At 72.0% G+C, this 12,801-nt stretch carries 13 protein-coding genes; 8 read left to right on the top strand and 5 right to left on the bottom strand.

Features of this window, described 5'->3' with window-relative positions; all coding sequences use genetic code 11:
* From ADK57_RS21095 to mug, 3 genes are read left to right on the top strand one after another with little or no spacing between them, the layout of a single operon-like run.
* Entirely contained in the window at positions 1-351 is a 351-nt protein-coding gene (locus ADK57_RS21095; RefSeq protein WP_053751049.1) for a DUF4326 domain-containing protein, read from the top strand.
* A 59-nt stretch (positions 352-410) separates the two neighbouring features.
* On the top strand, positions 411-1,853 hold the full coding sequence (gene purB, locus ADK57_RS21090; RefSeq protein ID WP_053751048.1) for an adenylosuccinate lyase: 1,443 nt from the start codon (positions 411-413) through the stop codon (positions 1,851-1,853).
* The gene (gene mug / locus ADK57_RS21085) at positions 1,850-2,398 is read left to right on the top strand and encodes a G/U mismatch-specific DNA glycosylase (RefSeq protein WP_078973250.1); all 549 of its coding nucleotides are present in this window, start codon (positions 1,850-1,852) and stop codon (positions 2,396-2,398) included. Before purB ends, mug begins: the two co-directional genes overlap by 4 nt.
* Before the next feature lie 10 nt (positions 2,399-2,408).
* Here the strand turns inward: mug and ADK57_RS21080 are convergent, their stop codons facing one another.
* The 3 genes from ADK57_RS21080 to ADK57_RS21070 are packed head-to-tail and all read right to left on the bottom strand — an operon-like array spanning position 2,409 to position 4,569.
* A complete protein-coding gene (locus ADK57_RS21080) occupies positions 2,409-2,849 on the bottom strand; it encodes a hypothetical protein (RefSeq protein WP_053751047.1) in 441 nt (146 codons plus the stop codon).
* 57 nt (positions 2,850-2,906) lie between these two features.
* Positions 2,907-3,632 carry an ABC transporter permease gene (locus tag ADK57_RS21075; protein WP_053751046.1) on the bottom strand — a complete coding sequence of 242 codons (726 nt, stop codon included), beginning with the start codon at positions 3,630-3,632 and terminating at the stop codon, positions 2,907-2,909.
* 1 nt (position 3,633) lies between these two features.
* Positions 3,634-4,569, bottom strand: coding sequence for an ABC transporter ATP-binding protein (locus ADK57_RS21070; RefSeq protein ID WP_053751045.1), 936 nt, complete (start codon positions 4,567-4,569; stop codon positions 3,634-3,636).
* 108 nt (positions 4,570-4,677) lie between these two features.
* Between ADK57_RS21070 and ADK57_RS21065 the strand changes: the two genes are divergently transcribed.
* The 3 genes from ADK57_RS21065 (at position 4,678) to ADK57_RS21055 (ending at position 7,862) form a co-directional block, all read left to right on the top strand.
* The gene (locus ADK57_RS21065; RefSeq protein WP_053751044.1) at positions 4,678-5,847 is read left to right on the top strand and encodes a sensor histidine kinase; all 1,170 of its coding nucleotides are present in this window, start codon (positions 4,678-4,680) and stop codon (positions 5,845-5,847) included.
* A 14-nt stretch (positions 5,848-5,861) separates the two neighbouring features.
* Entirely contained in the window at positions 5,862-6,524 is a 663-nt protein-coding gene (locus ADK57_RS21060; protein WP_053751043.1) for a response regulator, read from the top strand.
* A 180-nt stretch (positions 6,525-6,704) separates the two neighbouring features.
* The gene (locus tag ADK57_RS21055; protein WP_053751042.1) at positions 6,705-7,862 is read left to right on the top strand and encodes an ROK family protein; all 1,158 of its coding nucleotides are present in this window, start codon (positions 6,705-6,707) and stop codon (positions 7,860-7,862) included.
* A 67-nt stretch (positions 7,863-7,929) separates the two neighbouring features.
* Here ADK57_RS21055 and ADK57_RS21050 read toward each other — a convergent pair whose 3' ends face one another.
* Positions 7,930-8,691 carry a GntR family transcriptional regulator gene (locus tag ADK57_RS21050; protein ID WP_053751041.1) on the bottom strand — a complete coding sequence of 254 codons (762 nt, stop codon included), beginning with the start codon at positions 8,689-8,691 and terminating at the stop codon, positions 7,930-7,932.
* A 193-nt stretch (positions 8,692-8,884) separates the two neighbouring features.
* Complete coding sequence (locus ADK57_RS21045; RefSeq protein WP_053751040.1) at positions 8,885-9,775, bottom strand: RNA polymerase sigma-70 factor; 891 nt, start codon at positions 9,773-9,775, stop codon at positions 8,885-8,887.
* Positions 9,776-9,918: 143 nt separating this feature from the next.
* On the opposite strand from ADK57_RS21045, the gene ADK57_RS21040 reads away from it, so the two are divergent.
* Positions 9,919-10,749, top strand: coding sequence for an alpha/beta fold hydrolase (locus ADK57_RS21040; protein ID WP_053751039.1), 831 nt, complete (start codon positions 9,919-9,921; stop codon positions 10,747-10,749).
* 369 nt (positions 10,750-11,118) lie between these two features.
* Positions 11,119-12,693, top strand: coding sequence for an alkaline phosphatase D family protein (locus ADK57_RS21035; RefSeq protein WP_053751038.1), 1,575 nt, complete (start codon positions 11,119-11,121; stop codon positions 12,691-12,693).
* The last annotated feature ends 108 nt before the right edge of the window (positions 12,694-12,801 follow it).

Genomic DNA, 12,801 nt, shown 5'->3' with positions numbered 1-12,801 from the left:
ATGGCCACGCGGGTGATCAACGTCAGGGGCCGGATCCACGAGTACGGCCCCCGGCTGGAACACGCCCCCGAGGACGTGGTCCATGTCGGCCGCCGCTGGACCATGGGCGGCTGGGACCTGCCCCGGCATCCGCTGTACGACCCGTTCGCCTACGACACTCCGACGAGGAAGCGGGACGGGACGCGGGCGGAGGTCATGGCGAAGTACCCGGCGCATCTCCTGGAGCGGCCGGAGCTGCCGGACCTGGTGCCCGCGTTGCGCGGGAAGGCGCCGGCCTGCTGGTGCGCGCCGGAGTTGTGCCATACCGATGTGCCGGCGGAGATCACGGACGCGGCCCCACGGCGTTCGTAGGTTCCGCCAAACCACCCCATGGCGCTGGCCTGCAGGAATCGCCAGTAGAATCCGTACACGTGACTTCCGCTCCCGCCAAGCCCCGCATCCCGAACGTCCTCGCCGGACGCTACGCCTCCGCCGAGCTCGCCACGCTCTGGTCGCCCGAGCAGAAGGTGAAGCTGGAGCGTCAGCTCTGGCTCGCCGTGCTGCGGGCCCAGAAGGACCTCGGGATCGAGGTGCCGGACGCGGCGATCGCCGACTACGAGCGCGTCCTCGACCAGGTCGACCTGGCCTCGATCGCCGAGCGTGAGAAGGTCACGCGGCATGACGTGAAGGCGCGGATCGAGGAGTTCAACGACCTCGCCGGGCACGAGCACGTGCACAAGGGCATGACGTCCCGGGACCTCACCGAGAACGTGGAGCAGCTGCAGATCCGGCTCTCGCTGGAGCTGGTGCGCGACCGCACGGTGGCCGTACTGGCGCGGCTCGGGAAGCTGGCGGGCGAGTACGGCGAGCTGGTCATGGCCGGCCGCTCGCACAACGTGGCCGCGCAGGCGACGACCCTCGGCAAGCGGTTCGCGACCGCGGCCGACGAGCTGCTCGTGGCGTACGGCAGGGTCGAGGAGCTGCTCGGCCGTTACCCGCTGCGTGGCATCAAGGGCCCCGTGGGCACGGCGCAGGACATGCTGGACCTGCTCAGCGGGGACGCGGCCAAGCTCGCGGAGCTGGAGCAGCGGATCGCCGGGCACCTGGGCTTCTCGCAGGCCTTCACCTCGGTCGGCCAGGTCTACCCGCGCTCGCTGGACTACGAGGTCGTGACCTCGCTGGTGCAGCTGGCGGCGGCCCCGTCGTCGCTGGCGAAGACGATCCGGCTGATGGCCGGGCACGAGCTGGTGACCGAGGGCTTCAAGCCGGGCCAGGTCGGCTCGTCCGCGATGCCGCACAAGATGAACACCCGCTCCTGCGAGCGCGTCAACGGACTCATGGTCATCCTGCGCGGCTACGCGTCGATGACCGGCGAGCTGGCGGGCGACCAGTGGAACGAGGGCGACGTGTCCTGCTCGGTGGTGCGCCGCGTCGCGCTGCCTGACGCGTTCTTCGCCCTCGACGGTCTGCTGGAGACGTTCCTGACGGTGCTCGACGAGTTCGGCGCCTTCCCGGCGGTCGTCGCCCGTGAGCTGGACCGCTATCTGCCGTTCCTCGCCACCACCAAGGTGCTGATGGGCGCGGTGCGCGCGGGCGTCGGCCGTGAGCTCGCGCACGAGGCGATCAAGGAGAACGCGGTCGCCTCCGCGCTGGCGATGCGCGAGCAGGGCGCCGAGCGCAACGAGCTGCTCGACAAGCTGGCCGCCGACGAGCGCATCCCGCTCGACCGTGCCCGGCTTGACGCCCTGATGGCCGACAAGCTGTCCTTCACGGGCGCCGCCGCCGACCAGGTCGCCACGGTCGTCGGCCGTATCGAGGAGATCGTGAAGCAGCGCCCGGAGGCCGCGGGTTACACCCCCGGAGCGATCCTCTGACGCGCTTCACCCCCGAGGAGTTGGAGGCCGCCCGCGACCGACTGGTACCCGACATCGTCGCGGACGGTCTCCGCGTGCTCTTCTGTGGCATCAACCCCGGTCTGATGACGGCCGCGACGGGCCACCACTTCGCCCGCCCCGGCAACCGGTTCTGGCCGGTGCTGCACCTGTCCGGGTTCACTCCGAGGCTCCTCAAGCCGTCCGAGCAGCGGGAGTTGCTGTCGTACGGGCTCGGCATCACGAACGTCGTGGCCCGGGCGAGCGCGCGGGCCGACGAGCTGGACGCGGAGGAGTACCGGGAGGGCGGTCGGCTGCTGGCGCTCAAGGTGGCGCGGCTGCGGCCGCGTTGGCTGGCCGTCGTCGGCGTCACCGCCTACCGGGCCGCGTTCGACGACCGCAAGGCCCGGGTGGGGCCGCAGGAGCGGACGATCGGGGACACGCGCGTGTGGGTGCTGCCGAATCCGAGCGGGCTGAACGCGCACTGGACGGCGGCGACGATGGCTCAGGAGTTCGCGCGGTTGCGGGCGGCGGCGGAGGGGCCCTAGCGGCGCCCGGTCACGGCGGGGCGACCTCCGTGACCACGGCGAGGAGCCTGACCTCGTCGGACTCGTCCCGGTCGGCGACGGCCACCGCGACCCAACGGCCGGTCCCCACCGCCTCCCAGAGGTACGTCAGGCGGGCGCGGGCGCTGAGCGAGGCCCACGGCTCGGGTATCTCCTCCCGCTCGGTGCGCAACAGTGTGGTGTGCAGGTTCACCGGGTCCTCGTGTCCCCAGCGCTGCGCCAGTGGTTCGTACAGCGCGTCCCGGTACTTCTCGTACTGCTCCACCGTCGTGGCGCGCACCCCGCAGTCGCCGTCCGCGGCGCCGTGACTTCTCTCTAACACCGCCTCGTGGTAGCCGGGTCCCCCGACGCCGACGTCCGACGGGCCGTGTTCCGCCGGGAAGGGACGGAAGCACAGCTCGTCGATGAGGGCGATGTGCCGTGCGATGTTCATGTGGTCCAGTAAACCCGGCCCCACTGACAATTGGCGTGGTGTCAGACATCCCCGGCGTCAGGCGTCCCGGCGTCGCATGCTGTACGCCCCCGCCAGCAGCGCTGCCGCCGTCCACAGAGAGGTCACCGCGAGCCCGGACCACGGCCCCAGCGTCCCGTCGTACGTCTCGTACAGGACCACCTGGCCGGCCTTGTCGGGCAGGAAGTCGGCGACGGTGCCCGACGCGTCCCCGATGACGAAGGAGACGACGAGGACGAACGGGATCAGGAGGGACAGCGTGGCCACCCCGCTGCGCAGCAGGGCCGTGAGGCCGGCCGCGAGGAGTGCCATCAGCATCAGGTAGATCCCGCAGCCCACGACCCCGCGCACCTGCTCGCCCACGGTGAGTCCGCTTGCCGCGTCGCCGAGGCCGGCCCGTGCCACGACGAGGGCGGCGAAGGCGGTGAGCAGCCCCACGAGCAGGGCGGGTACGGCGATTGCGATCACCTTGGCCGCGAACCACCGTCCGCGTTGCGGCATCGCGGCGAAGGCCAGCCGGAGCCCACCCCCGTGGAACTCCGAGGACACGGCCAGCGCACCGAAGGAGATGGCGGCGATCTGGCCGGGAGCGACCCCGGACAGCGCCATGAACAGCGGGTCGAACTCGGGGTCGGACGTCTCGGAGACACCCGCGACGGCGGAGAACGCCGTGGTCGCGGCGAACAGCGCGAGCAGCGCCCCGCACAGCGAACGCAGTGTGCGGATCTTCAGCCACTCCGCGTGGAGCACGGGTGCGAACGTCATGTCAGGCCTCCTGCGGCTGCGTCATGGACGGCTGGGCGGTGAACTCGGTCTCCGAGGCGGTCAGGTCGAGGTACGCCTGTTCCAACGTGGCCTCCTGCGGCGCCAGTTCGAGGATCGGCACGCCCGCCGCGGACGTGAGACGGCCGATGTCCTCCACGCGCGCGTGGCGCACGGTCCAGTACCCGTCCTCGTGCTCCTCGGCGTCGTGACCGTGCCGGGCGAGAACCGCCTTGAGCGCGGTGGGGTCCGAGGTGCGGATGCGTACGCGGGGCCGCACGCGCGCGTGGATGAACTCCCGCATCGGGGTGTCGGCGAGCAGACGGCCCCGCCCGAGGACCACGAGGTGGTCGGCGAAGGACGCGGTCTCGTTCATGAGGTGGCTGGAGACCAGGACCGTACGCCCCTCCCCCGCGAGCCGGCGCAGCAACTCGCGGATCCAGATGATGCCTTCGGGGTCGAGGCCGTTCGACGGCTCGTCGAGCAGGACCACCTCGGGGTCGCCGAGCAGGGCGGCCGCGATGCCCAGACGCTGGCGCATGCCCAAGGAGTACGTCCTCACCCGGCGGCGCGCCACCGACGCGAGCCCTGTCTCCTCCAGTACGTCATCGACCCGGCTGCCCGGGATGCGGTTGCTCGCCGCCAGGGTGCGCAGGTGGTCGCGGCCGGTGCGGGAGCCGTGCGCGGCCTGCGCGTCGAGCAGGGCGCCCACGTGGTGGAGGGGTTCGCGGAGCGTGGCGTAGGCGCGTCCGCCGATGGTGGCGGAGCCGGAGGTCGGCCGGTCGAGGCCGAGCACCAGCCGCATGGTGGTGGACTTTCCGGCGCCGTTGGGGCCGAGGAAGCCGGTGACGCGGCCGGGCAGGACACGGAAGGTGAGGTGGTCCACGGCCCGGCGGGTGCCGTACTCCTTGGTGAGGTTCTGGACGTCGATGCTGGTCATGGCAGCAGCCTGGCCGCCGGAGCGGGGCGGGGGCCTCCCCCGCGTGGGGAGACCGTCTCCCCCGAGCGGGGGAGGTCCGTTGTCGGTGGCGGCTGGCACGATGACGAAATGGCCCGCATTCTGCGCCCGTTCGGCCGGGCGGTGACGTACACACGATTGCTGCATCTCTTCATCGCCGTCGTGTGGCCGAGCATGTGGCTGTTCATCGAGGAGGCGTGGTGGACCTGGGTGGTGGCGGCCGCGGCGCTCGCCCCGGTCGGGCTGGTGCCCGCGATGCGCACCGTGGAGGGGCTGCAGGCCAGACTGCTGCTGACCGGTCACCAGCACGACAGTGAGAGCACCGACATCGTCGTCGCGCCGTCCGCCTCCTGGAGCGACAGGGGGCGGCTCGTCGTCTGGCTGGAGATGCGGCTGCTGCTCGGCTGTGCGACCTCGATGCTCACCGTCCAACTGCTCCTCGCGTCAGTGGACTTGGTGTCGGCGGCGCTCGGCGGTGACGTCGAGGAGGGCGTGCTGTTCCTCCCCGACGGCCACGAATGGTGGCACATCCTGCTCGCGCCCCTGGCGCTGGTCACGCTGGCGGCGACCGTGGTCGCCTCGGGCCGCCTCATCACCGCCCTCGCCCGCCGCCTCCTCGGCCCCTCCCCCGCCGAGCGCCTCGCCGCCATGGAGGAGCGCACCGAACAACTCCTGGAGCGCACCCGCATCGCCCGCGAACTGCACGACTCCATCGGCCACGCGCTGACCGTGGCCGTGGTGCAGGCGGGTGCCGCGCGCGCGGCCGGCGATCCCGCGTTCACGGACCGCGCCCTGGGCGCGATCGAGGAGACCGGCCGGGCGGCCCTGGAGGACCTGGAGCGCGTCCTCGGCATCCTGCGCGAGTCGGAGCGGCCTGTCAGCAGCCGCCCGACGCTCACGGACGCCGACCGTCTGCTGGAGTCGGCCCGCGCCTCCGGGGCGAAGGTCGACGTCGACATGACCGGCCCCCTGGACACCGTGCCCGGGCCGGTCTCCCGCGAGGGCTATCGCATCCTCCAGGAGTCGCTGACCAACGTGTTGCGGCACGCGGGAGCCGTCCCCGTCCGGGTCCGCATCGAGGTCGACGACGGCAGTCTCGGCCTGGAGGTCCGCAACCCGCTCACCGCCGACATACCCGGCCCCGGACGGGGCAGCGGCCTGCGCGGTATACGCGAACGTGCGGCCCTGCTCGGCGGACATGCGTACACCGGGCCGGACCAGGGCGACTGGCAGGTGCAGGTCGAGCTGCCGTTGCGCTGATCTACGCTGGCCGGATGCCGGTCACCGTTCTCCTTGTCGACGACGAACCTCTCGTCCGTGCCGGTCTGCGGGCCGTGCTGGAGGCGCAGCCCGACATCGAGGTCGTCGGAGAGGCGGCCGACGGGGCGGCGGTGATCCCGCTGGTGCGGCAGCTGCGGCCCGACGTGGTCGCCATGGACGTACGCATGCCGCTGTTGGACGGCATCGAGGCCACGCGCGCGGTGCTGCGGACGGTGGACGAGCCGCCGAAGATCCTCGTGGTGACGACGTTCGAGAACGACGAGTACGTGTACGAGGCGCTGCGGGCCGGTGCCGACGGGTTCCTGCTGAAGCGGGCGCGGCCGGCCGAGATCGTGCACGCGGTGCGGCTGGTCGCCGAGGGCGAGTCACTGCTGTTCCCGGCCTCGGTGCGGCAGCTCGCCGCCGAGTACGGCGACGACGGCGGCAACCGCGCGGCCCGTGCCGTGATGGAGCGGGCCCAGCTGACCGAGCGGGAGGCCGAGGTGCTGCGGCTGATGGCGCGCGGGCTGTCGAACGCGGAGATCGCCGCCCGGCTGGTCGTCGGGACGGAGACGGTGAAGTCGCACGTCAGCGCCGTACTGGCGAAGCTGGGCGCGCGGGATCGTACGCAGGCCGTGATCGCGGCGTACGAGTCGGGGTTCGTGGCGCCCGGCTGACCTGAACCCGTCGGCGGGCCGGTGGCCGACCGACCGGAAGCCGTCCGTGGGCACCGGTGTCCGTCTGACCGGATCCGGTCGGTGGGCCCGGCCGGCCCTCTCGTGCATCCCGGCACTCGCCGGGGTTGGCCGCGCCGAGTACGATCCGGCCAACACGCGCACGAGCTGGGAGGACGGACGTTGGGACGGCTGACCGGCGGGGATCCCTCGCTGCTGCGGAGGATCAATTCCGCGGTGGTGCTGCACGCGCTGCGCGCCACGGACTGCGCGACGCTGACCGAGATCACCCGGGTGACCGGACTGTCCCGGCCGACCGTCGAGGGTGTGGTCGAGGGGCTCATCGAGGCGGGTTACGTCGTCGAGAAGGCGGCCGACGAGAGTGTGGTGCGGCGGCAGGGACGACCCGCCCGGCGGTTCCGGTTCCGTGCCGAGGCCGGTCATCTGCTGGGCCTGGAGATCGGGGCGCATCGCGTCGCCGCGCTCCTGTCCGACCTGGACGGCCGGGTGATCGGCGCGCAGGCCAAGGACGTCGACGAGACGGCCTCGGCGGACGAGCGCCTGGAACGGCTGCGCACCGCGGTGGCCGAGCTGCTGCGCCGGGCCGGGATCGCACGCGGCTCCCTGCGGGCCGTGGGCGTCGGCACGCCGGGGATCGTCGAGGCCGACGGAACGGTTCGGCTCGGGACCGCACTGCCCGAGTGGACCGGGCTGCGCCTCGGCGAGCGGCTGAGCCGCTCCTTCAAGTGCCCGGTCCTGGTCGAGAACGACGCCAACGCCGCGGCGGTCGCCGAGCACTGGAAGGGCTCCGCCATCGAGTCCGACGACGTCGTGTTCGTGCTGGCCGGGCTGAGCCCGGGCGCGGGCGCACTGATCGGCGGACAGCTGCACCGCGGCTACGGCGGGGCGGCCGGCGAGATCGGCGCCCTGCATCTGCTCGGCCGCGAGGTCACCCCGGAGACGCTGCTGTCCACCACGGACGAGCCCCTGCACCCCCTGGACGAGCAGGCCGTCGCCAAGGTCTTCGCGCAGGCGCGCGAGGGCGACCAGCGGGCCCGCGCGGCCGTCGACCGCTTCATCCAGCGCCTCGTGCACGACGTGGCGGCGCTCGTGCTGGCCCTCGACCCGGAACTCGTCGTCATCGGCGGCTGGGCGGCCGGACTGGACGGCGTGCTGGAACCACTGCGCCACGAGTTGGCGCGCTACTGCCTGCGGCCCCCGAAAGTGGCCCTGTCGCTGCTGGGCGAGGCGGCCGTGGCAACGGGCGCGCTGCGACTGGCCCTCGACCATGTGGAGGAGCAGCTGTTCGCGGTGGAGGGCACGATGACGGCACGGCGGTGACGGTCATCTGCAGGAAAAAGCGCCCCGGAGCCTGCTCCGGGGCGCTGAACGCAGGGCGCTACGGCGGTCAGGACGCCCGGCGCTCCGGGCCCTGGTGGATCTCCACGCCGCCGGAGTCCCCGAAGGTCAGCCGGCAGGTGTCCGCGCGGTAGGTGGCCACGGAGACCGCGACCGTGCGGCCCTCGGCGACGTAGCGGGTGGTGACGACGAGGACCGGGGCCCCGGGGAGCCGGTCCAGCTGCCGGGCGTCGTCCGCGCGGGCGGAGCCCAGCTCGACGGCGCTCTCCTGGCCCTCCAGCTCCAGCCGCTGCAGCTCGCGCAGCACGGCACGCGCGCGTGCCGCCCCCGCGGGCGCGTCGATGGCGGAGAGGTCGGGCACCGCCGACTGCGCGATGTAGAGCAGCTCGGCGGCGACGGGCTGGCCGTGGGTCGTACGCGAGCGGCGCACCAGGTGCACGCCCTGGTCGACGCCGGTCTCCAGGGCCGCCGCGACGGATGCGGGCGGCTCCTCCAGGGTGGAGTCGACGGGCTCCCAGTCGTCGCCGGCGGCACCCGGCCAGGCGTGCTGTTCCGTACCGACGGCCACGCCCATGCGCGGCGGTGCGACGGTCGTACCGACTCCGCGGCGGCGCTGGAGGCGGCCTTCCAGTTCCAGCTGTTCCAAGGCCTGGCGGAGCGTGGCGCGGGCCACGCCGAAGCGGGCGGCGAGGTCGCGCTCGTTGGGCAGGATCTCGCCCACCGTGAACTCGGTGTCCAATGCCTCGCTCAGCACGGTCCTGAGATGCCAGTACTTCGGTTCCGGCACCGTTTCCAGCTGCGTGGTCCCCACCCTGTCCTCCGCAATCGCCGTGGTCCGGCGGCTTTTTAACGCCCTTGTTTATTAAAGGTTGTTGCACTTCTCTGCGACCATAGGACGGCCCCCACCCTTGGTCAAGACCAATCATCGATACCTGGCGCCACGGACGACGGTGTCGCCCGGCAGCGTTCACGAGGCGTTCGTACAGTGGGCCTGGCGCCCGGCATCAGAGTGCGGCCAGGGACCGCAGCTTGTCGGGGTTGCGGATGATGTAGACGGACTGGATGCGGCCGTCCAGGACGTCCATCTGGAAGACGGAGTCGGGCTTGTCCCCCGACAGGACCAGGATCGCGGGTCCGCCGTTGACCTCCAGGAAGCGGAAGGACAGGTCTGGGATGCCGCCGCCCTTCCCGGCGGCGCCGACGATGAAGCGGCCCACCTTGTCGGCCGTCTCCAGGACCCGCAGCGGCGCCTTCGACTTGCCGCCACTGTCGCCCACGAGGCGGACGTCCGGGGCGAGCAGGGACATCAGTCCCTCCAGGTCGCCCTCCCCGGCGGCGGCGAGGAACCGCTCGGTGAGGTCGCGGCGCTGTACGGGGTCGACCTCGTAGCGCGGCCGACGCTCCTCCACGTGTTTGCGGGCCCGCCCCGCGAGCTGCCGCACGGCCGGTTCGCCGCGCTCCAGCATGGCGGCGATGTCGGCGTACGGGTAGCCGAAGGCCTCCCGGAGGACGAACACCGCACGCTCCAGAGGGGACAGCGACTCCATGACCACGAGGACGGCGAGGGAGACGGAGTCGGCGAGGACGGCCCGCTCCGCGGTGTCGGGCACGGTGTTCCCGAAGTCGGTGACGTACGGCTCCGGCAGCCACGGACCGACATACGTCTCACCGCGCGCCTTGACCTGGCGCAGCCGGTCGATGGCGAGGCGGGTCGTGACGCGCACCAGATAGGCGCGCGGCTCGCGCACCTCGGTCCGGTCGGCGGCAGACCAGCGCAGCCATGCCTCCTGCACGACGTCCTCCGCGTCGGCCACCCGCCCGAGCATGCGGTAGGCGACGCCCAGGAGGACGGGACGGTGCTCTTCGAAGACGTCGATCTCGGTGTCGGTGGTCACAACACCATCCCAGCGGACGCCCGCGGTCGTGTCCAGGCGATTCAGGACGTGTGCCGCCTTGAGGGCTACCCGCCGGTAGCAATTGCTGACAAGCTGTCTACGCCGCGTTCGTCAGCGAGTTCCCACCGTCGAGGAGCAGCCCCATGTCCGCCACCGTCGCCTTCAAAGTGCCCACCGCGCAGGGCCCTCGGCCCGTCACCGTCTCCTACACGCGGGCGGGCAGGGGCGAGCCGCTGCTCCTGCTGCACGGCATAGGTCACCACAGGCAGGCCTGGGACCCGATAGTGGACATCCTCGCGACCGAGCGCGACGTGATCGCCGTGGACCTCCCGGGTTTCGGAGTCTCCCCCGGCCTGCCGGACGGCCTCGCGTACGACCTGCCCACCACCACGCAGGTCTTCGGCGCCTTCTGCGAGGCGCTGGAGCTGGACCGGCCGCACGTGGCGGGCAACTCGCTCGGCGGTCTGCTCGCCCTGGAACTCGGCCGCGAGCAGCTCGTGCGGTCGGTCACGGCCCTGTCGCCGGCCGGGTTCTGGTCGCAGGCCGAGCGGCGCTACGCCTTCGGCGTGCTCATCACGATGCGGCGGATCGCCGAGCGGATGCCGCTCCCCATGGTCGAGCAGCTGGCGCGCACCGCGGTCGGTCGCGCAGCGCTGACGAGCACCATCTACGCCCGGCCGAACCGCCGTTCACCGGAGGCCGTCGTCGCCGAGACGCTCGCGCTGGCACGGGCGACGGGGTTCGCCGAGACCCTCCGGGCGGGTTCCGCCGTCCAGTTCACCGACGACGTGCCCGGCGTCCCCGTCACCCTCGCCTGGGGCACGAAGGACAGGCTGCTCATCCGGCGCCAGGGCGTGCGCGCCAAGCAGATCATTCCCCGGGCACGGCTGGTGCGGCTGCCCGGCTGCGGCCACTGCCCGATGAACGACGACCCCGCGCTGGTCGCGCGCGTCATCCTCGACGGCAGCCGCTGAGGGGCTCGTCCTCCTTCCGGTACGCCTGGGGACGGTTCGCCGCCCGGCCGTACCGCGCGTACAACTCGGCTTCCACGCACCGGAGTCGGGCCGCGACCGGGCGCGGTCCGACCCGGCCCGCGAAGGAGTCCGGGAGCCGGAGGCGCCGCCGCGTCCTGCGAGCGGGTCCGGGGCGGACGGGGTACGACTCCCCGTGGAACAGGGACCGTTGGCCTGCATCCGCGTCCGGGCCGGATGCCGGCGGCAAACCGGTTTCCCTGTCCCGCGGTCAGTTGTTCACGTGTTCACTCGTGGTTTCCGTGCGGGCTGCGCCGGGCCAGTAGTTGTGTCACTGCACACTGGCCGGATCCCGTCCCTGGAGGCGTATCCATGTCACACCGTCCGTTCCCGGGCCGCCGCAGCGTCCTGCGCGGCTCCCTGGCCGCGTCGGCGGCCCTGACCCTGCCCACCGCCGCGGGCGCGGCACCGGCATTCGCCCTCTCCGGGCGCCCCGGGGCGGGCTGGGGCGTGCAGACGGGAGACGTCACCAGCGACTCGGGGCTGGTGTGGGTGCGCTCCGACCGTCCGGCCCGGATGGTCGTGGAGACGTCCGCCACCGAGTCGTTCCGCAACCCGCGCAGATGGCACGGGCCGCTGCTCGGCGCGGACACGGACTTCACCGGGACGACCCGGCTGCGCGGACTCCCGGCCGGCGAGCAGATCCACTACCGCGTGCTGCTGGCCGACCCGGACGACCCGCGCCGCACCGGCGAGCCGGTCACCGGCACGTTCCGCACGGCGTCCGCCAAGCGGCGCGACGGCGTGCGGTTCGTCTGGTCGGGCGATCTGGCCGGGCAGGGCTGGGGCATCAACCCGGAGTTCGGGGGCTACCGGATCTACGACGCGATGGCGAAGCTCGACCCGGACTTCTTCCTCTGCAGCGGCGACAACATCTACGCCGACGGCCCGCTCACCGAGACCGTGGCCCTGCCGGACGGGCGGACGTGGCGGAACATCACCACCGAGGAGAAGTCGAAGGTCGCCGAGACGCCGGCGGAGTTCCGCGGCAACTTCCGCTACAACCTGCTCGACGAGAACCTCAAGCGCTTCAACGCCCAGGTCCCCTCCATCATCCAGTGGGACGACCACGAGGTCACCAACAACTGGTTCCCGGGGGAGATCCTCGCCGACACCCGGTACACCGAGAAGAACATCGACGTGCTCGCCGCCCGCGCCCGGCAGGCGTTCTCGGAGTACTTCCCGATCTCGACACTGCGCCGCCCCGACGGCCGGGTCTACCGGGTGCAGCACCACGGCCCGCTCCTCGACGTGTTCGTCCTGGACATGCGCACCTACCGCAACGCGAACTCGACGGACGACCAGACCACCGACCCGCAGGGCATCCTCGGGCGTGAGCAGCTGGAGTGGCTCGAGCGCGAGCTGGCCCGCTCCCGGGCGGTGTGGAAGGTGATCGCCTCCGACATGCCGCTCGGCCTGGTCGTGCCGGACACAACGGACGGCAAGCCGAACATCGAGGCGGTCGCGCAGGGCGACCCCGGCGCCCCGCTCGGCCGTGAGCTGCAGATCGCCGAACTGCTGCGGTTCATCAAGCACCGGCGGATCACCGGAACGGTGTGGCTCACGGCCGACGTCCACTACACCTCGGCCCAGCACTACGACCCGTCACGGGCCGCGTTCAAGGACTTCGCACCGTTCTGGGAGTTCGTCTCCGGACCGCTCAACGCGGGCGCCTTCCCGGCGAACGCGCTGGACGGCACCTTCGGCCCCGAACGGGTCTTCGTCAAGGCGCCCACCACGGCCAATGTCTCGCCGGCCGGCGGGTACCAGTTCTTCGGCGAGGTCGACATCGACGGTGACAGCGGTGAGCTGACGGTACGGCTGCGGGAACAGGACGGCACCGTGTTGTTCACACAGGTGCTCCAGCCGGGCCGGGTGGGTCAGTAGGGGCCACGCCAGAATCGTCCAAAGAAAAACAAAAGGTACGGAACTACCTTTTACCGATCAGTCACAAAGCGTTCGTGATCACGCAACACCGTTCCTTCACAGTGGTTG

The organism is Streptomyces sp. MMG1533, assembly GCF_001279775.1.
In the GTDB taxonomy this organism is placed as follows: Bacteria; Actinomycetota; Actinomycetes; order Streptomycetales; family Streptomycetaceae; genus Streptomyces.
This window is presented reverse-complemented; position numbering and strand designations above follow the sequence as displayed.

Bases quoted from the DNA above. Each gene is read 5' to 3' on its own strand.
- ADK57_RS21095 (WP_053751049.1), top strand. From the start codon at position 1: ATGGCCACGCGGGTGATCAACGTCAGGGGCCGGATCCACGAGTACGGC.
- ADK57_RS21080 (WP_053751047.1), bottom strand. From the start codon at position 2,849: ATGAACATCGCACGGCACATCGCCCTCATCGACGAGCTGTGCTTCCGT.
- ADK57_RS21075 (WP_053751046.1), bottom strand. From the start codon at position 3,632: ATGACGTTCGCACCCGTGCTCCACGCGGAGTGGCTGAAGATCCGCACA.
- ADK57_RS21070 (WP_053751045.1), bottom strand. From the start codon at position 4,569: ATGACCAGCATCGACGTCCAGAACCTCACCAAGGAGTACGGCACCCGC.
- ADK57_RS21065 (WP_053751044.1), top strand. From the start codon at position 4,678: ATGGCCCGCATTCTGCGCCCGTTCGGCCGGGCGGTGACGTACACACGA.
- ADK57_RS21060 (WP_053751043.1), top strand. From the start codon at position 5,862: ATGCCGGTCACCGTTCTCCTTGTCGACGACGAACCTCTCGTCCGTGCC.
- ADK57_RS21040 (WP_053751039.1), top strand. From the start codon at position 9,919: ATGTCCGCCACCGTCGCCTTCAAAGTGCCCACCGCGCAGGGCCCTCGG.
- ADK57_RS21035 (WP_053751038.1), top strand. From the start codon at position 11,119: ATGTCACACCGTCCGTTCCCGGGCCGCCGCAGCGTCCTGCGCGGCTCC.